At 47.5% G+C, this 18,256-nt stretch carries 21 protein-coding genes; all 21 read right to left on the bottom strand.

The annotated features are described in order from the left end of the window. Window positions 1-26: 26 nt before the first annotated feature. Window positions 27-917, bottom strand: a complete 891-nt coding sequence (locus tag QBE55_11195; GenBank protein WZL78095.1) for a PHP domain-containing protein — start codon at window positions 915-917, stop codon at window positions 27-29. A gap of 46 nt (window positions 918-963) precedes the next feature. Next, entirely contained in the window at window positions 964-1,908 is a 945-nt protein-coding gene (locus tag QBE55_11190) for a dipeptidase (protein WZL78094.1), read from the bottom strand. Window positions 1,909-2,048: 140 nt separating this feature from the next. Then, entirely contained in the window at window positions 2,049-3,446 is a 1,398-nt protein-coding gene (locus tag QBE55_11185) for an oxaloacetate decarboxylase subunit alpha (GenBank protein WZL78093.1), read from the bottom strand. A gap of 24 nt (window positions 3,447-3,470) precedes the next feature. Further along, a complete protein-coding gene (locus QBE55_11180) occupies window positions 3,471-3,863 on the bottom strand; it encodes a biotin/lipoyl-binding protein (protein WZL78092.1) in 393 nt (130 codons plus the stop codon). 36 nt (window positions 3,864-3,899) lie between these two features. Beyond that, complete coding sequence (locus QBE55_11175) at window positions 3,900-4,172, bottom strand: hypothetical protein (protein WZL78091.1); 273 nt, start codon at window positions 4,170-4,172, stop codon at window positions 3,900-3,902. A 27-nt stretch (window positions 4,173-4,199) separates the two neighbouring features. Beyond that, a complete protein-coding gene (locus QBE55_11170) occupies window positions 4,200-5,750 on the bottom strand; it encodes a carboxyl transferase domain-containing protein (protein ID WZL78090.1) in 1,551 nt (516 codons plus the stop codon). Window positions 5,751-5,845: 95 nt separating this feature from the next. Then, window positions 5,846-6,022, bottom strand: a complete 177-nt coding sequence (locus tag QBE55_11165) for a hypothetical protein (GenBank protein ID WZL78089.1) — start codon at window positions 6,020-6,022, stop codon at window positions 5,846-5,848. Continuing rightward, window positions 6,019-6,750 (bottom strand): pseudouridine synthase, encoded by a 732-nt coding sequence (locus QBE55_11160; GenBank protein WZL78088.1) that lies wholly within the window; start codon window positions 6,748-6,750, stop codon window positions 6,019-6,021. Before QBE55_11160 ends, QBE55_11165 begins: the two co-directional genes overlap by 4 nt. Window positions 6,751-6,759: 9 nt before the next feature. Further along, window positions 6,760-7,884, bottom strand: a complete 1,125-nt coding sequence (locus QBE55_11155; GenBank protein ID WZL78087.1) for a D-alanyl-D-alanine carboxypeptidase — start codon at window positions 7,882-7,884, stop codon at window positions 6,760-6,762. Window positions 7,885-7,938: 54 nt separating this feature from the next. Next, entirely contained in the window at window positions 7,939-8,400 is a 462-nt protein-coding gene (gene ytfJ / locus QBE55_11150; GenBank protein ID WZL78086.1) for a GerW family sporulation protein, read from the bottom strand. 12 nt (window positions 8,401-8,412) lie between these two features. Continuing rightward, on the bottom strand, window positions 8,413-9,006 hold the full coding sequence (locus QBE55_11145) for a DUF2953 domain-containing protein (protein WZL78085.1): 594 nt from the start codon (window positions 9,004-9,006) through the stop codon (window positions 8,413-8,415). A 74-nt stretch (window positions 9,007-9,080) separates the two neighbouring features. Further along, window positions 9,081-9,614: an SMC-Scp complex subunit ScpB gene (gene scpB / locus QBE55_11140; GenBank protein ID WZL78084.1), complete on the bottom strand. Its 534-nt coding sequence runs from the start codon at window positions 9,612-9,614 to the stop codon at window positions 9,081-9,083. Next, entirely contained in the window at window positions 9,607-10,368 is a 762-nt protein-coding gene (locus QBE55_11135) for a segregation/condensation protein A (protein ID WZL78083.1), read from the bottom strand. The genes scpB and QBE55_11135 overlap by 8 nt, the downstream gene beginning before the upstream one ends. A 20-nt stretch (window positions 10,369-10,388) precedes the next feature. Continuing rightward, entirely contained in the window at window positions 10,389-11,030 is a 642-nt protein-coding gene (locus QBE55_11130) for a site-2 protease family protein (protein WZL78082.1), read from the bottom strand. A 155-nt stretch (window positions 11,031-11,185) separates the two neighbouring features. Next, window positions 11,186-12,343: a D-alanyl-D-alanine carboxypeptidase gene (locus QBE55_11125; protein ID WZL78081.1), complete on the bottom strand. Its 1,158-nt coding sequence runs from the start codon at window positions 12,341-12,343 to the stop codon at window positions 11,186-11,188. A 63-nt stretch (window positions 12,344-12,406) separates the two neighbouring features. Continuing rightward, window positions 12,407-13,216 carry a purine-nucleoside phosphorylase gene (locus QBE55_11120; GenBank protein ID WZL78080.1) on the bottom strand — a complete coding sequence of 270 codons (810 nt, stop codon included), beginning with the start codon at window positions 13,214-13,216 and terminating at the stop codon, window positions 12,407-12,409. A gap of 33 nt (window positions 13,217-13,249) precedes the next feature. Continuing rightward, window positions 13,250-14,446 carry a phosphopentomutase gene (locus QBE55_11115; GenBank protein WZL78079.1) on the bottom strand — a complete coding sequence of 399 codons (1,197 nt, stop codon included), beginning with the start codon at window positions 14,444-14,446 and terminating at the stop codon, window positions 13,250-13,252. A 131-nt stretch (window positions 14,447-14,577) separates the two neighbouring features. After that, the gene (locus QBE55_11110; GenBank protein ID WZL78078.1) at window positions 14,578-15,486 is read right to left on the bottom strand and encodes a tyrosine recombinase; all 909 of its coding nucleotides are present in this window, start codon (window positions 15,484-15,486) and stop codon (window positions 14,578-14,580) included. A gap of 145 nt (window positions 15,487-15,631) precedes the next feature. Beyond that, window positions 15,632-16,267 (bottom strand): stage II sporulation protein M, encoded by a 636-nt coding sequence (gene spoIIM / locus QBE55_11105; protein ID WZL78077.1) that lies wholly within the window; start codon window positions 16,265-16,267, stop codon window positions 15,632-15,634. Between the two features lie 60 nt (window positions 16,268-16,327). Continuing rightward, entirely contained in the window at window positions 16,328-17,419 is a 1,092-nt protein-coding gene (locus QBE55_11100) for a DUF3866 family protein (GenBank protein WZL78076.1), read from the bottom strand. A gap of 9 nt (window positions 17,420-17,428) precedes the next feature. Next, window positions 17,429-18,256 (bottom strand): hypothetical protein, encoded by an 828-nt coding sequence (locus QBE55_11095; GenBank protein WZL78075.1) that lies wholly within the window; start codon window positions 18,254-18,256, stop codon window positions 17,429-17,431.

Here is an 18,256-nt window from a genome sequence, read left to right as displayed (position 1 = left end):
ATGAAATCAAGATTATGTCTACCTAATTATGAATATTTATCTATTTGCTTATTCATATCATTTATATCATGGTGTCCAATTGCAGACAAACTTTTCAAAGCCTCCACCACACCCGTATCCACCGTAACATCTCCTACCGTGGGTATTCCGTTATGCAGTTCGCCATGGCAGTCGCTTCCTCCGGTGATCAACAATCCATGGACCTGAGCGAAGCGGGAATAACGCAAGCTGTCTTCCTGTGTGTGTTTACTGTGATAAACTTCGATCCCCTTTATTCCCATTTTACATAAAGGCTCCAGCAACCCCTGATCCGGCAAAAGCCCCGGATGAGCCAGTACAGGAACTCCTCCTGCCTTTTCGATCATTGCTATCCCTTCTGCCGGGGAAAGCGGGGTACGATCCACATATGCAGGACAATCGGTACCCAGATATTTTTTGAATGCTTCCGAAACATCCCGCACAATTCCCTTTTCCATCAGGGCACGGCCAATATGGGGTCTGCCCAAACCACCTTTCCCTGCCTGCCGCAGAACATCTTCGTAGGTAATGTGAAAACCATACAGGCTGGTCAATCGATCCACCATTTTCCTTGCACGGATCTTTCGATCCTCTTTCATTTCTGTCAGCCAGTGCTGTAAAACAGGCGAAGTCCTATCAATAAAATATCCCAGTATGTGAATCTCTTTTCGATCCATCTGTGTATTCAGTTCAATTCCCGGTACGACCGTTATATGGAATGTATATCCCGCTTCCTGCCCCTCTTCTATACCGTCCGTCGTATCGTGATCCGTTATGGCGACTGCCTTCAATCCTTTTTGGGCAGCGAAATCAACCAGCTGTGCCGAAGTAAGCAGTCCATCGGAAGCCGTGGTATGATTATGAAGATCTGCCCTTCCCGCAGGGTTCCTTTCGTTCATTTTCTTCTCACCTCTATGCCGTTCTGTCTGTCTCCCATACATTATCTCACAGGATCTCCCTTAACAGCCGCAGATAATTGCCGCATGCAATTTTTCGGACATCCTCTTCCCGGTAATTCAACTTCAGCAATTCATTGATGATCCCACCATATCCTTCCGGACCGGGAATCCCTTCCGGCGTTTCCCCAATTCCGTCAAAATCGGAACCAAACCCAATGACATCAATACCTGCCAACGCAGCAATATATTCAATATGATGAATAATATCCGACAAGCCGGCACCTCCCGAAGATAGAAACGAAGGATAAAAATTCATCCCCATGACACCTTTCCTTTGTGCAAGAAGCTTGATCTGATCATCCTTCAGATTTCTTGGATGCCTGCACACAGACCATGCATTGGAGTGAGTGGCTGCAATAGGCTTTTCGGAAACTTCCATCACATCATGGAACCCCCGTTCGGACAGGTGGGATACATCCACCAGCATACCCAGCCGATTCATTTCCCGGACCACCTCGTGCCCGAATCCGGATAACCCTCCCAGAGCCATATCCTCCATCACTCCATCTGCAATTTCATTGCGAAAGTTCCAAGTCAGGGTCAACGCACGGACGCCAAGCCGATAAAGAATTCGTAAGTTTACCGGCTCTCCCTCCAGGACATCGCCGCCCTCCACGGTAAGAAGGCAACCAATTTTATGCTGTTCCTGCGCTTTATTGATGTCCTGAAACCGGTAAACCGGCAGGAAATCCTCCGGATAGCGGTCCAGCATACCATAATAGGCATCGACTAACTGAAGCCCCCGCTGAAGGCACGGGGAATACCTGTTCTTTGGTCCGACCCATGCGGCAAAGAACTGCACACCAACCCTTCCCTCCCTGAGCCCCGGGATCGTCACATGGGATTGACCCGCGCGGTCCAGTCGGGCTCCCTGATCCGCAACCTTCATCACCGTATCACAATGACTGTCAATGACATAATACGAATTCAAACATCTTCCTCCTTTTGGATTGAACAGTTCTTCCATTATATATACTTATTATAGAGAAAGCCAGATGTTGTCATTGCGTTACCATATCCCTTTTTGATAAAAAAAGGGCCCTCTTCCACCAAAGGCCCTTTTCTCTTTTATCAGACGGGATGAACTTTATCTTCCTGATCCAGCATCGTACTGTCTATCCTATATTTCTCTGCCTGACGCTGTTTGAAAAACTTTTCTGCAACCTGTGGGAACAAAGCATAGGAGAGTACATCCTCTTCCTGCTCCATATATCCTTTAATCGCATTCCGATATTCTTCCAGGCCCGGTTTCAAAAGATCTGCCGGACGGCATGTGATAGGCTCTTCATTTCCAATAAGTTTGTGACGGATCTCATCGCTGATGGGTGCAGGCGATCTTCCGTATTCGCCGCGTACATAAGCCTTTGTCTCCTTGGTAACCATTTTATATCTTTCTCCGGTAATGACGTTGAGAACAGCCTGTGTGCCGACAATCTGACTGGTTGGGGTAACCAGCGGCGGATATCCGAGATCTGCACGAACCCGTGGGACTTCCTTCAGCACATCATCATACTTATCTTCCTCACCCTGCTGTTTCAATTGGGATAAAAGATTGGATAACATACCGCCCGGTACCTGGTAAATCAATCCATTGACATCAACCGAAAGCACTTTGGGATTCAACAACCCATTTTTCATGTACTTCCCACGAAGAGTCTTAAAGTAATCGGCAGCCTGATTCAGGACGTCCATATTCAGTCCGGTATCATAGGGTGTCCCCTGAAGAGTAGCCACCAGAGACTCCGTCGGCGGCTGGGAGGTACCCATGGACAATGGCGAAATGGCGCAGTCCACGATATCAGCGCCTGCTTCAATGCCTTTCAGGTAAGTCATGGAAGCCAGCCCAGTTGTACAATGCGTGTGCAGTTCAATGGGAATATGAATTTCCTTTTTCAGTCCGCTGACCAGCTGATACGCATCGTAAGGCTTCAATAATCCAGCCATGTCCTTGATACAAATGGAATTTGCGCCCATGGACTCCAGCTTCTTTGCAGTTTCGATATAATACTGAATGTTGTGAATCGGACTGGTGGTATAGGACAGGGCAGCCTGAGCATGAGCGCCTTCCTTTACCGTAGTGGTGATTGCAGTCTCCAGATTGCGCACATCATTCAACGCATCAAAAATACGGATCACGTCGATTCCATTTCCAACCGCTCTTTTTATAAATTCAATGAGAACATCATCCGGATAATGCTTATAGCCCAGAATATTCTGGCCACGCAGCAGCATCTGAAGCTTTGTATTCTTAACCTTTTTTCGTATTTTACGCAGACGTTCCCATGGATCTTCATTCAAAAACCGGAGACAAGTGTCAAATGTTGCGCCTCCCCACATTTCCATGGAATAATAACCAGCCTGATCCATGAGCCCAACAATGGGCAGAATCTCATCTGTGGTCATCCTTGTGGCGATAAGAGATTGAGGCGCATCCCGGAGGGCAGTCTCCATAATTTTTACCTTTGCCATAATATACTTCCTCCTTTTGAAGCATTAGTCCAATGTAATCAAAAGATCTCCTGAATTTACCGTAGCTCCCTTTGTTACATGAACCGATGCCACTTTGCCGTCCTGCGGAGCCATAATTTCATTCTCCATTTTCATGGCTTCCAGAATAAGAACCACCTGGCTTTTCCGTACGGCATCCCCAGGCTTCACCTTTACATCCACGATATTTCCGGGCATGGGAGCCTTCATCTTAACAGATCCCTCTGCGCCGATGGACGGGGAAGCAGCTGCCGGTTTCTCCGGAGCAGGGGCAGGCTTATTGGCAGCAGGAGCGGGGTGAGGTGCTGACGCTTCGGGCGCTGCCGGCACTCCGTTCTGTGCTTCTTCCACTTCCACTTCATAGGACTTTCCATTTACCTTTATATTAAATTTACGCATCCTGTTTCCTCCTCATTTCATTCTTTTTGTTATGCCTTAAAATCCTGTTGTCAGGTCATATCTTGCTGCCTGATTCCAAACAGGAGAGCCGACTGGAATCCGTTTTATGGAATGCACCACAATATCATGTGTGGAGCGGTTCATGGACGAAGCGACAGCTGCTGCAATCACAGCAATCAACTCATCCGCATCTTCCGATTCCCGGAAGCCTGTCGCCGGAGAGGCCGATTTCTCTCCGTGATTCCCGTATGTTGCTGTAGACCCTGATTTTCCGGAACCCGGTTTTTTCCTTTTAAAAAACTCCAACAAATCTCACACCTCGTTTCTTAATAGAAATCAGACAGGGAAATTGCCGTGCTTTTTCGGCGGTCTGCTTTCCCTCTTGCTTTCCAGCATCTCCAATGCACTGATCAAACGAGGTCTGGTAGCTTCCGGTTCGATCACATCATCAATGTACCCTCTGGCAGCTGCCTTATAGGGAGTGGAAAATTGATTGCGGTACTCCTGGATTTTCTCCTGCCGCTTTTCCATTGGATTGTCTGCAGCCTGGATCTCTTTATGGAATATGATGTTGGCAGCCCCTTCCGGACCCATAACGGCAATTTCGGCAGTAGGCCATGCAAATACCAAGTCTGTCCCCAGGTGCTTGCTGCTCATGGCAATGTAAGCGCCTCCGTATGCTTTCCGCAGGATCACATTGACCTTCGGTACCGTGGCTTCGGAATAGGCATAAAGGAGTTTCGCCCCATGGCGGATAATCCCTCCATGCTCCTGATCCACACCGGGCAGGAATGCAGGGACATCCGTCAAGGTAATAATGGGAATATTGAAGCAGTCGCAAAACCGGATAAACCTGGCAGCTTTGTCCGAAGCATCAATATCCAGGGAACCCGCTTTTACTTTTGGCTGATTGGCAACAATTCCAACGGACTTTCCATTAAGCCGGGCAAAACCGACGACAATATTCCGGGCAAACAGGGATTGGATTTCAAAAAACTCTCCGTTATCCGTTATCTGCCTTATGACATCCTTGATATCATAAGCCTGGCTGGAATTGTCCGGAAGGATGGTATTCAACTCCGGCGACAATCGGTTGATATCATCATTGGAAGAAACAACCGGAGCATCCTCCAGATTGTTTTGAGGAAGATAGGACAGCAGAGTACGAATGGCTGTAAAACATTCCTCTTCGGAACTGCATTCAAAGTGAGCCACTCCACTTACCTCATTGTGTGTTTTGGCTCCCCCCAGTTCTTCGGCGGTTACTTCTTCGCCGGTGGCTGCCTGAACAACCTGTGGGCCTGTGATAAACATCTTGCTGACATCATCCACCATAAATATGAAGTCCGTCAATGCCGGGGAATAAACCGCACCGCCTGCACAGGGGCCAAGAATGACGGAAATCTGCGGGATGACACCGGATGCCATGGTGTTGTGAAGAAAAATATCCCCATATCCGCTGAGCCCGTCAATTCCCTCCTGAATCCGGGCGCCGCCGGAATCATTGAGGCATAGAACAGGACAACCCATTTTCATGGCCATATCCATGACTTTTGTGATTTTTTTGGCATGCATCTCTCCAAGGGATCCCCCCAGTACAGTAAAGTCCTGGGAATACAAATAAACAGGCCGGCTGTCAATTGTGGCATATCCTGCCACCACCCCGTCTGCGGAAGCATCCACCTGCTCCATGCCAAAATCCGTACAGCGATGGGTTACAAACGCATCCAGCTCCACAAAGCTGCCTGGATCCACCAGTTTCCTGATTCTTTCCCTGGCGGTCAGCTTACCTTTTTCATGCTGCTTGCTGATTTTATCCTGACCTCCGCCCAATTGCAAAAACCGTTTTTTATCCTGCATTTCCGTTCGCTTTTTTTCTGTAGACATTCAAAAACCTCCAGACGTAATTAACAGTATATAGATAAACCGGTTTGAAACCGTTCAATTAAAATAATAGCAAAAAACCTTCCAATTCTAATATTCTATATAAAGTCTTTTATTCCTGCCTTCTTTCCAATTACTTTTGTTAAATAACAAACCATTTCCGCAACGGCTGTAAACTTGCGGCCTTTTGGCTTGCCTGTAATGAGTGGGCGAAGTTTATCATCCTGATAGATTTCATCCAGATCGCCGATCCTCAACTTTCTGAAACGAATCATTCTTTGGTGTTCCCCCCTGCTAAAGATTTTAGATAGGTTACCTCACGCTCTGTCAGGTAACGCCATTCCCCCGGACTCAGGTTGCCCAGCCGGACATTGCCCATCCTTTCCCGCCTGAGAAAAACAACCGGACATCCGATGGCGTCAAACATTCTCCTTACCTGACGATTTTTCCCTTCCCTGATCACAATCCGCAGCCGGGCATAGCCCTGCCTCCTGCCCAGACATTTTACTTTGGCAGGAGAAGTTATGAATCCGCCTATGTCTACTCCCTTTGTCAGCCTGTTCAGCTGACCGGACGTTGGATTTCCCTTTACGATGCAAAAGTATTCCTTTTCGATCTGATGGCTTGGATGTGTCATTTCAAAAGTCAGTTCTCCGTCATTGGTCAACAGCAGAAGCCCTTCCGTGTCGTAATCCAGTCTGCCTATCGGATAGATGCGGGCTCCTTTCCAACCGATCCGATCCAATACGGTTTCCCGATTAAATTGATCATGAACAGAAGTAATGGTGCCCCGGGGCTTGTTGAGAAGGATATAAACCCTGGCTTCACGTGGCATCTGAATCCGCTTTCCATCCAGTGCTATCTTGTCTCCCTCCGGATCCACCATGACTCCCATCCGATCCACTTTTTTGCCGTTCTGACAGACTCTGCCCTGTTCTATGATTTTTTCACACTTTCTTCTTGAGCCGACGCCGCAGTGTGCCATATATTTCTGTAACCGCATCAACGGGACTTACCTCCAAATGTTTACCATTTTGCGAAACAGATCCCAAAAGCTCTGCTTTTCCACGTTTCTTGCCGCCACAATGGGAATGCTGCCCATCGAATGGTCCCCCAGAAATATCTTTACCGTTCCTGCCTTTTCCCCGGCAAACAAAGGAGCTTTCAATGATTCCGGCAGTACAATTTCCATATGAAGTTTTCCTTTTTCTCCCGGCTTCAGGGCAATTGCGTAGTCTTTTCCGGCAACTAAAGAAACTTCACTGCGTTTTCCCTTGTCGACGGATACCGTGCGGATCCGATCACTTTTATTATATATATCATATTTTTTATAGTTTTCAAACCCATAATCCAATAATGCAGCACTTTCTTCAAACATGGGGCCACAATTCAGGACTACGGCAATTAACTGCATATGATCCCGTTCAGCAGAACCGACGAAGCATCTTCCGGCTTTTTTGGTGTACCCGGTTTTTACTCCATTGGCTCCTTCATAGTTCCAGAGGAGCTTGTTCTCGTTTTTCATTGCCCGGTCCCATTCATGCCCGTCCCATGGTATTGTATGGTATTTTGTGGACACAATCTCCCGGAAACCAGGATTCTTCAATCCATATGCCGTAATACGGGCCAGATCGCATGCCGTGGTATAATGATTGTCATCCGGCAATCCGTGCGGATTTAAAAAGTTGCTGTCCTCTGCGCCAATTTTTCGGGCCAGAGCGTTCATCTTATCGGCAAAGTTTTCAACAGTGCCCCCGATATGAAGTGCAATCGCAGTGGCGGCATCGTTTCCGGACCGCAGCATCAATCCGTACAAAAGATCCTTCAGGGTATGATGTTCTCCCGGGGACAGCCAGATGGAGGATCCTTCCACGCCGGAAGCTTCCGGCGGTATGACGACGATGTCTTCCGGTTTTCCGTATTCCAATGCGGTAATCGCTGTCATGATTTTGGTCGTGCTGGCCATGGGAAGCTTCCGATGGCTGTCTTTCTCATACAGGACACGCCCGCTGGATCCATCCATCAGGACAGCTGCCTCCCCGGTACATTCCGGACAATCCGGAATCTCTGCAAGAGCAGTGGAATTAGCACAGAAGAAGAGCAAAACAGCAGCCAGTATGATTTTACCCGTTTTCAAAAGTCCGGCTCCTTTCCTTTGAATGCAGCAAACAAAAGCGGCTTGTCAGCCGCCTTATTGTGGTTCATTTGTTATGATGGTTTCCGTTTTCTTTTCCTTTTGCCTGGTTGGTTTCTTATCCTTCCCCATCCTGTTCTGTAGTTCCTCCACAACAGTAGGAATAAGATCAATCATTCGATCTGCAGCGGAATGGAACTGTACCGGCAGCAATTTGATACGGTCCTCCCCAACAACCAAAAACGCAATGGGATTCACAGAAACTCCGGCACCGCTTCCTCCTGCAAAGGGCATTTCTCCCTCTGTATCCTCCGCTGTGCTCTTTTTTGCACCTGCAGACCCGTTTTCTTTATATTCCCCGCCTCCTGCCGCAAAACCAAACGAGACCTTGGAAATAGGAATGATTACCGTACCTTCTGATGTTTCCACTGCATCTCCCACAATGGTATTGACATCAATCATTTCCTTGAGATTTTCCATAGTGGTTTTCATGATATTATCAATTGGATGCTCAACCATTTTTTCACCGCCCTACTTTTTTTCAAATTCCTGTTTCAACATCTTGAAACCTGCAATAATAATATGGCTTATTTTAAATTGTATTATGCAGTCAAGATTCAGATCGAACATCCTGCCCCGGTAATAGGGCACAATCTGCAGTTTTTGCTTTTTCAGGTGGTAATTGTTTTTGAGATATGGGACAATAAAGGAAAAAGCGAAATACAGTCCACCGCTGAGCCATGCAGTGACTGCGGCATCCCCTGTACCGAATCGGGTACAAACCGACAGATGATCCACTTCTATTCCGGACTTTATATAATTCAACGACAGTTTGGCTTTTTTCCGTAAGCGCGCCATCTTTTTGATCTTCTTTAAATGATCCTCCGAAGAGAACTTTGTTTCCCTGTCAGAATCTGTTTTGTGCAGGAACGTTCCTCTCCTGCCCTTTTTACCTTTCCGTACCGGCAAATTGATACGGATTCTGATAAATTTCAGCATGCAGAGGATAAGAAAAGAACGATTTTTCCCGTTCCTAATGATAATGCTTATCTCCAGCTGCGTCTTCCTCAAAAGCAGAGCAAGCAGAAATCCCAGCAGTATGGCAAGAAAAAGAAACAGGTACAATCCATCATCACCCCAACGCTTTTTTCTATTTTTTCTCAATTCAGAAATAAAATACGTTGGGAAGAGAGGTTCGGTCAGGAAGCGCCGGATTCCGGCTGACCCGGGTCCAGAGGGGGAAGATTTTCGATGCTGGAAAGCCCAAAACTGCGCAGAAAAAGGTCCGTCGTTCCATAGAGATACGGACGCCCCGGTGTATCCAGCCTGTCCACTTCCTGAATATAGCCACGGTTTTGAAGAATTGTCACGGTATGATCACATTTTACTCCGCGAATGGCTTCCATATCGCTCTTTGTAACCGGCTGACGGTAAGCAATGACGGCAAGGGTCTCCAGACAGGCCTGAGACAAGCCCTGCATGGATTGCTGACCGATATATTTTTCGATATAGGAACTGAACTCCGGCCGGGTCGCCAGCTGATACGTATCATTCACCCGGATAATCTGAAGACCGCGCCGCTCAAAGTCATAGCAGTCTGTCAATTTTCCCATGAGTTTACGGACCGGACGCAGATCCATGTCTAATATTTTCGCGATGTCCCGGATATCCACGGGATCGCCGGATACAAAAAGGATGGATTCCACGATGGCCATCCTTTCCCTTTCATCCATACACGACTCCTTTCCTATTGATCTGAATATCCTCAAAAGGATATTCCTGTTGCAGGACGATATCATTCTCTTTCAGCAATACCAGCAAAGCAAGGAAGGTGACAATAATTTCATCCTTCGTATTGATCCGGTCTCCGCTTTGAAGCATTTTAAAAAAGGTGGTCTGAGCACATTGATAAAAATATTCTCTCAGCTGGGTAACCCGTTCTGTCAACAGGACGGGATCCCGCTTGATTTCCTGAACCACCGGAAGATCTCTTCCCTTTCTTTTCTCCATGTTTTTTACATTGTCAAGAAGCTTCACGAGGGTCTGACACAGAAGTGCAGGAGAAACGTCGGGAGGGAGGAACTCCTTCCTTTCCTCAACAGGAACCTCCTCAGGAAGCTTATAGAATACCCTGGAATAATACACTTCTCTTTTCCTGAGCCAATTTCCTGCCTCCTTGTATCTACGGTACTCCCGGAGTCTGGTAATCAGCTCCTGCTTTGGATCGGTTTCCTCCCCTTCCTCCGGATCCGGTTTGCTTTTAGGAATCAGAAGACAGGATTTGATATACAGGAGGGTGGATGCCATGACAAGAAACTCACTGGCAATCTCAATATCAAATTGCTTCATTTCATGTAGTGTTTCCAGATACTGTTCCGTAATCTCCGTAATGGACACGTCCTCTATCTGAACTTTAGACTTGGAGATCAGATGAAGGAGCAGATCCAGAGGGCCTTCAAATTGATCCAGTTTTACAAGATACGACATTATTGCATCTCCCCGCAATCTTATCGGAATAAGGACATCAGGGCAAGTCCGAAAGAGACCAGCTGTTGATAGACTAGGGAAGCCGGCTTCCGGAGGGTGAAATCGAATATTCCAAACAAAACAAAGGCAAAGAGAATAAAAATGCTGTACTGTTCATATTTTGCAAAAAATCGGACGTTTTTCCGGAACAAAAGATCCTTCAACACATGGTACCCATCAAAGGGCGGAATGGGAATCAGGTTCAGCAGAAAAAACAGAACATTCAGATAGATAATGTTATCCACTATGCCAAGTATCACATTCATATACCTGAAAGACGCATAAAAGTCCATCAGCACAGCATAAACGACAGCAGCAAGGACTGCCAGCAGGAGGTTGACCAGAGGCCCGGCCAGGGATACAAGAATATCGCCCCATTTCCTGTTTCGGAAATTGGAGGGGTTTATCGTCACAGGCCTGGCCCATCCATACCCGAAAAAAACGAACAGAAGCAGTCCGACCCAATCCACATGGACCAACGGATCCAGGGTAAGGCGGCCACTCCTGCGCGGTGTAGGATCTCCCAGGCGGTCTGCAGTCCATGCATGAGCGAATTCATGGAAGGACATAGCTAAAAACACAGCCGGAAGACGTATCAAAATTTCCTTGGGATTTGGAAACATATGTCTTCCTCCAAAAAATACAATTATATTTATTATAACATAAAAAAGTGTGCCCGGGCACACTTTTTTAATAAAACTTCTTTCACCTGTCTGGCTTTTTCTTATCTTTGGTCCTGCTTCTTTCTTTCCGGATCGGATCTTCTTCTCAAAAGACACTATTTTCTTACCCATTTGTTGAAAATTTTGATAAAATAATCCCCGAAGCCGGCTTTTTCAATCTTCTGATCGGAAACAATATCCATGGATTGTACAACCTTTTTCCCCTGCTGGATCTTCAATGTACCGATCTTCTGTCCTTTATCTATGGGTGCCCTGAGTTCTTTCTCCAGCAGTATCTCCTTTTCAAACTTTTTAGGATCCCCGGATTTGATCAGAATCCCCATGGCTTTCGGCGCAATTCCCCGAATCATTTCCCCTTTGCCACCGGATATGGGGATCTTGTCCTGAATGACCTGATTCTTTTTCAGGACAGGTACGGTTTCATAACCGGCAAATCCATAATCCAGCAATTTTGTTGCTTCCGAAAAGCGGGAGTGAGTCGTTGGCGCATTCAATATCACAGACAGCAGCCTCATATTTCCCCTCTTTGTTGTGGCAGACAGGCAATAACCTGCATCCTGAGTGGATCCGGTCTTAATGCCATCGGCTCCTTCATAAAAACGGATCAGGCGGTTCGTATTTGCCAATTCCGTTTTATTCCGGCTTTCCTCCAGGGTATCCACCCAGATGGTGCTCCAACGGAAAAACAGGGAATGCTTCAAAAGCTCTCTGGACATCAAAGCGACATCATATGCGGTGGAATAACTATTCTCTGCAGGCAGACCTGTGGCGTTCACAAAATGGGTATCGGTCATACCCAGTTCCCCGGCCCTTTCATTCATGCGCCTGACAAAGGTTTCGTGAGCACCGGATATTTTTTCTGCCATGGCAACGCTGGCATCATTTGCTGAGGCTACAACAATCGCTTTCATCAGTGCATCCACTGTCAACTTTTCCCCGGGATGCAGGAATACCTGAGATCCCCCCATGGATGCAGCATTTTCGCTGATACTCACGGGTTCGTCCAGCTTCAGCCTGCCCCCGTCAATCTCCTCCAGTGCAAGCAATATGGTCATAATTTTGGTTACGCTTGCGATCTGCAACTTTTCACGGGAATTCTTCTCATACAGGACCGTACCGGTTCCATCATCCATCAATACTGCAGATTTTGACTCGATATCCAGGGGTTGCTCCGCACAGGCTATGGACACGCCTGACATTGCCAGTAAAAAAGTAAGAAACCATATAAGACAGCGGTATCGGAATCTCTTCATTCTATCCCTCCTTGTTTGCTTCCTGTCAATATGTTTCCCACAAGGAAGGTAGTTATACTTTTGTCAAAGTGCCGCAATCACAGCATTGATCAGCTGGATAAATTTATCTTTTGACTGATTTGCCGTCTCCAGAACCTCCTGATGCGTCAGTGATTTCTTTAAAATACCAGCAGCCATATTGGTAATACAGGAAATTCCAAGAACTTTCATTTGCGCATGGACAGCTGCCAGAACTTCCGGAACGGTGGACATCCCGACAGCATCCGCACCCAGCATGCGAAGCATTCGGATCTCTGCAGGAGTTTCGTAACTGGGTCCCTGCATCATGGCATAAATGCCGGTTCGGATTGAAATTCCAAGCCGTTCTGAGGCATCCAGTGTGATTTGCCTCAGCCCGGAGTCATATGCATTGCTCATATCCGGAAATCTGGGGCCAAATTCTTTGTAATTTTCGCCGCGCAGTGGATTTGTCCCGCTTAAATTGATATGGTCCGTGATCAGCATGATGTCGCCCGGCCGGAAATCCGTATTGATACCGCCGGCGGCATTGGTGAGAACAAGAGTCCCTATGCCAAGATCTCTCATCATCCGAATCGGAAGGATGACTTCTTCCATTTCCTTCCCTTCATAATAATGAAAACGTCCCTGCATGATCAGTATCGGCTTTCCCTGATAATCCCCGATGACAAATCGCCCTTTGTGTCCCTCCACCGTGGAATGCGGAAAGCCCGGAACCGATCCATAATCCACAAGGATCGGATCTTCCATGGAGTCTGCCAGGGTACCGAGCCCGGAGCCGAGAACCAGTCCAATTTTCGGTGCCATATCCTGAGGCAGTTGCTTTCGGATAAAATCTGCTGCTTCCCTGTACATTTGATGCCTCTCTTTCTGTCCGTGATCCTTTTCCTATGAGATCCGAATCTGTTCCTGAAAGCTGGACCCCTGAAGACAGGGTGCAATCCCCAGCAGATCCAGAACCGTAGCGCCGATATCACTGTAGGTATCCCGCGTTCCCAGATTCACTCCATGCTTTATGGATTGGCCATACATAAGGATCGGAATATATTCCCTGGTATGATCCGTGCCCGGTACCGTAGGATCACAGCCGTGATCTGCCGTCAGGATCAGAACATCGTCTGCGTTCATTGCCCCGATCAGATCCGGAATTCTTCGATCCAATGCTTCCAGGGCTCGTGCATATCCGGGGACATCATTGCGATGACCATAAAGCATGTCAAAGTCAACAAGATTGGTAAAAATAAGACCGGGCTGCCGTACCTTCATCTGCTGAAGGGTGGTACGAATGCCGTCCTCGTTGTCCCCGGTATGAAGGGATGCCGCAAGTCCCCTTCCCGCAAAGATATCACCGATCTTTCCAATGCCGGTCGTGGGAATGCCATGATTGAAAAGGACATCGAGAATCGTCTTTCCGAAAGGAGGCAGAGAAAAGTCCCTTCGGTTCTTTGTCCGGACAAAATGACCGGGCGTTCCGGTAAAAGGCCGGGCAATCACTCTGCCGACTGCATGCTCCCCCTGCAGGATTTTTCTGGCAGCTCTGCAGTAATCGTACAAGGTTTCCACAGGGACAATGTCTTCATGGGCTGCTACCTGAAATACGCTGTCCGCTGACGTATAAACGATCAGATTCCCTGTTTTCAGATGCTCCTCCCCCAGGCGCTGAATAATTTCTGTCCCGGATGCCGGCTTATTCCACATGGACGGTACACCTGTGGCTTTCTGAAAAGCTTTCATGACTTCCGGCGGAAATCCGTCCGGATAGACCGGAAAAGGCCGGTCCAGACGAATCCCCGCAATCTCCCAGTGGCCGGTAGTGGTATCCTTTCCTCTGGAGGCTTCCCGGGCTTTTCCATAGCAGCCGATGGGAGACGGATCAAAATAAGGAATCCCGGTTCCCTGGATATTTCCAATTCCAAGCTTGATAAGATTCGGAATATCCAGTCCGTTCCTTTCCCGGATGATATGGCCGAGGGTATTGCTCCCGGTATCGCCGTATTCCGCCGCATCGGGCAGCTCTCCTACTCCAACGCTGTCCATCACAATCAGAATCACTTTTTCTGCACATTTTTTCTTTTCCTCGTTCATTTTCCTTTTCTGTTCCTTTCCTCTCCTTTTCTGTTCCTTTCCTCTCCTTTTCTGTTCCTTTCCTCTCCTTATCTTAACCAATCAAAGCAGTTCAAATAAAATAATAAAAATAATCAGGAATCATCCGGAGTTTATTTCCTGGATTCCGAGCCGGCAAGATGGGTTTCGGAAGAACCGGAAGAAACCGTTTTTCTGTTACCGCTCTTCAAATGACAATAAATCTGCGTTGTGGAAATATCAGAATGACCAAGCACTTTCTGTACGGATCGGATATCCGCTCCGTTTTCGATCAAATGAATGGCAAAGGAATGGCGCAGGGTGTGAGGCGTGATGTCCTTATCAATCTGTGCTGTTTCCTTGTAATGCCTGACGATTTTCCAGAATCCCTGCCGGGTCATTCGTTTCCCGTGGACATTGACAAACAGCGCCGGTTCCCCGTCATTTTGAACCAGCTGATTTCTGGCATGATTCAGATAATTTTCCACATGCTGCATTGCGGAAGGAGCGATGGGAATGCTTCGCTTTCTGGCAGAACTGCCGCAGGTAATGTATCCGGTTTTTATATCGAGATCCTTTTCATCCAGGGAGATCAGCTCAGAAACACGCATGCCCGTCGCATATAAAAGCTCCAGCATCGCCTTGTCCCGCAGGGATTTGGGGTCGCTTCCGCCTGGTTGATCCAGCAGTCGGGTTGCTTCTTCAAAGGTCAGAATGCTGGGAACTTTCCGCTCACTCTTCGGCGTCTTCAAATGGTTCATCGGATCCTTTTTGATCCGTTGCTGCGCCATAAGATAGCGATAATAATTTCTTAAAGAGGACATTTTTCGGAGAATAGTGGAGGAGGCATTGTTTTTCTCCTCTAGAAACAGCATATAGGAAACAACCACGGCGTCGGATGTATGTCGGATATCCGTAATATCCCTTGCAATCAAAAAATCTATGTATTGTTGAATATCTCCGGAATAGGACTCCATGGTATTTGCAGATAAATCCCTTTCTGTCCTCAGATAGGCATGGTACTCATTCAAATAAAATCCCATTGATAAAAACTCCTTATGGTCCTCAATCGGTGACATCCCGGATCGACGGGCAGGCGGTTCCTCACAGCAGTGACGGTAATAGGGTATGGTATAGTATTCAATAAGAAACAGGAAAATCCTTCTTTTTCCCGCAATCTCTGCAAGCTTAATCAAAAACCCAGCGGAACAATTTGAAAAAAAGCGGACTGATATAAGCCTCCAGCAGGCTTCCCACCAGAAGCAGTGCAAACAGAATCACAATCTTTATCGTATACTGTCTGCGTTTTCTCTTCTGCTGTTCCGCGGGCGATTGGAACCGATGATTCTTCAGCTTGTCAACGGAATGCTCCAATGCCAGGACTCCAATACCAAAAACACACAGAATATAGAGCAGGGTTTGCGGAAGGATGCAGAGCAGGGTAAACAGGAATCCTCCAAAATGATATTGACCGACCAGGAATCCTGAGGTAAAGCCGATCACAAAACTGCGCATTCCAACAAAAAGCAAAATGAATGGGATCCCAAAGCGAAAAAGACCGGAGAGCCAGATGAAAAAGGTGCACTGAAGATTTTGCCATAAGGATTCCAGGAAAACAGAGTTCCGATGAATGCCTTCCTGCTCCAGATTTTGAAAAAAATCTTTCAGATAATCCATCAGGGCAGATCGTTGTACAGCATCCACTGCCCCTGCTGTAAAAAAGCCGGAAAGGACGCCGGTCAGCATGGCAAATAAAATAATCAGATACAGAGCAATGTTCTTTCGGATATGCTGGATGATATCCGTTCCCAATCGTCTGAACATACCCGACACCCCCCGAATGGTTTCGTCTCATAGCATATTCTTATGTCAGACAAGCCCGGTTTATAACCCGTCCCTTTGATGGAACTGAGATAATCCTGTCCGTGCCGCAGCGCCGATTGCATAAAAGAAAGCCGGATCCTGCTCGATATTTCTTCCCATGGTGGTGACGGAAAGCTGATAAGCATCCATGGCAGTGCGGATATAGCTGCCATCGGACAGGATCATCGGATATTTGCCGGAAAGATTCGCATGATTGAGTTGCTCAAGAAGATATTTCTGCTCCCTTCGCCTTACAATCGGCAGGACAAGAGAAATAGGTGACTGCAAAATTTCACCAAGCAGGGTCCGGGAATGGTGGCTCAGTCCATAATGTCGGCTCCTCCTGTCGGCAAAGCTGATGCGGGGAATGTAACAGCATTGTCCTCCCCGGCGATATGCCAGATCCAGGTAAAAGCCCATCTCCAGGCCGGAAAATCCATATCGGGTCCCGGTGCCGGTAATTCCCGGCCCCATGGCCACCAGGATAATATCACAGCCTTCCAAATAAGCCGCCGCCTGCAGGCCTGTATAGATATTGACACATTCATGATCTCCGCCAAAGGCATTGCCGATCGTTATGACCGTATCCAGCATCTTTTTTTCCCTCAGGAAGGCAACATTTTTGCTGAACTCCAAAGGCAGTGCACCGTGATCGGTCATAAGATAGGCAATCCGGCATTTTTCCCCCAAAAAGTAACGGATGCAGGCACAAAGCGGCGGTATCATACTGTGAAGCTCGCCAAAGAACAGCAATCTGTTGTTCAGATTCAGCGGACGATTGAAACATTCTTCTACTCCCTTGTTTTCTTCTTCCTCAAATGGTACCTTGACCTGAAACGGGGTGTATCGTAATTTCATTCCATGTCCTCCCGACGTCATGGAGAGTTTTTCATGCGAGGCATTCAGCATGACAAAATGGAAGCCCCCGGTGCCCAGTCCCAGGGAAGCTGCCGTCGTATTGAGATAAAGCATATCCCCGACGGAAACCTTTCCGGTCATCCGATCGTAATTGATCGCTTTCCGGACTGGATGATCTGTTTCCAGCAGTACTTCCGTTATTCCATTCCGCCTGGAAAGAATCTGTATGGCTCTTCCCATTTGCATTTCCAGCATGCTTCCCACCTATCTTTCGCTTCCCTTTTTCCGGCCCAGCCTGTCGATTGCCCTGAGGATCGGCACCGCATCAATCCATTTGGAGAACGACTGAAATTCAGCCAGGACATGAAGGGCAACCAGAAAAATTGTAAGAATGATTTTACCCTTTACGGGCAGCCCGATTACTTCGTAAAATCCAAGAATACCGCCCAGAAGGTTGGCGCCTGTATCCCCCAGCATGTAGGCCTCCTCCATTTCCCCCTCCAGATAGAACATCAGAAGGACAAGGACAGGCAGGACAGACCACACTTCCCGGAAGCCGGCAAAGAGCATGACGGGTACCAGGGCAAACAGAAGTCCCTTGATGGCCCTGCCGGGACGCAGATCAAAAAGATTGACCAGATTGACACATAATGCAAAACTCAGGGAATCCAAAAGAAAGAGAGGAAAATTTCGATACCGGTACCATGCCAGAAGTATTCCGATCAGCCCTCCGGTAAAAGCCTTGATCCATCCGGTGGACAATCCGCCTTTTAAAAATTTTCCAATATGTCCGGACAGGCCCCTGGATGTGGAATCCCCCAGAACATCATCCAGAAGTCCGCAAAATGCCAGGCAGAGAATCATCAGGATATAAAAAACAACGTCTGCCTGTCTTGTGACAAACAATGACGGAACGGCAGCAAGCAAGACCGGAAATAGAAGAAGCAGGCCTCCTCCGGTCCGCACTTTTCTGCCGGAATAGTTTTGGACGGACAGATTCTTTTCATCCAGAAAAGCAAGAACCCTGTTGCGGAAGAGAAAAAAGGAGGCAACGGATACGATGATCGAAAGAAGGATTGTGGATGGATTCAT

The organism is Eubacteriales bacterium mix99 (assembly GCA_038396605.1).
Classification (GTDB): domain Bacteria; phylum Bacillota; class Clostridia; order Caldicoprobacterales; family DTU083; genus UBA4874.
Note: the sequence above shows the minus strand (reverse complement) of the source record. Positions and strands in the feature narration are given on the sequence as shown.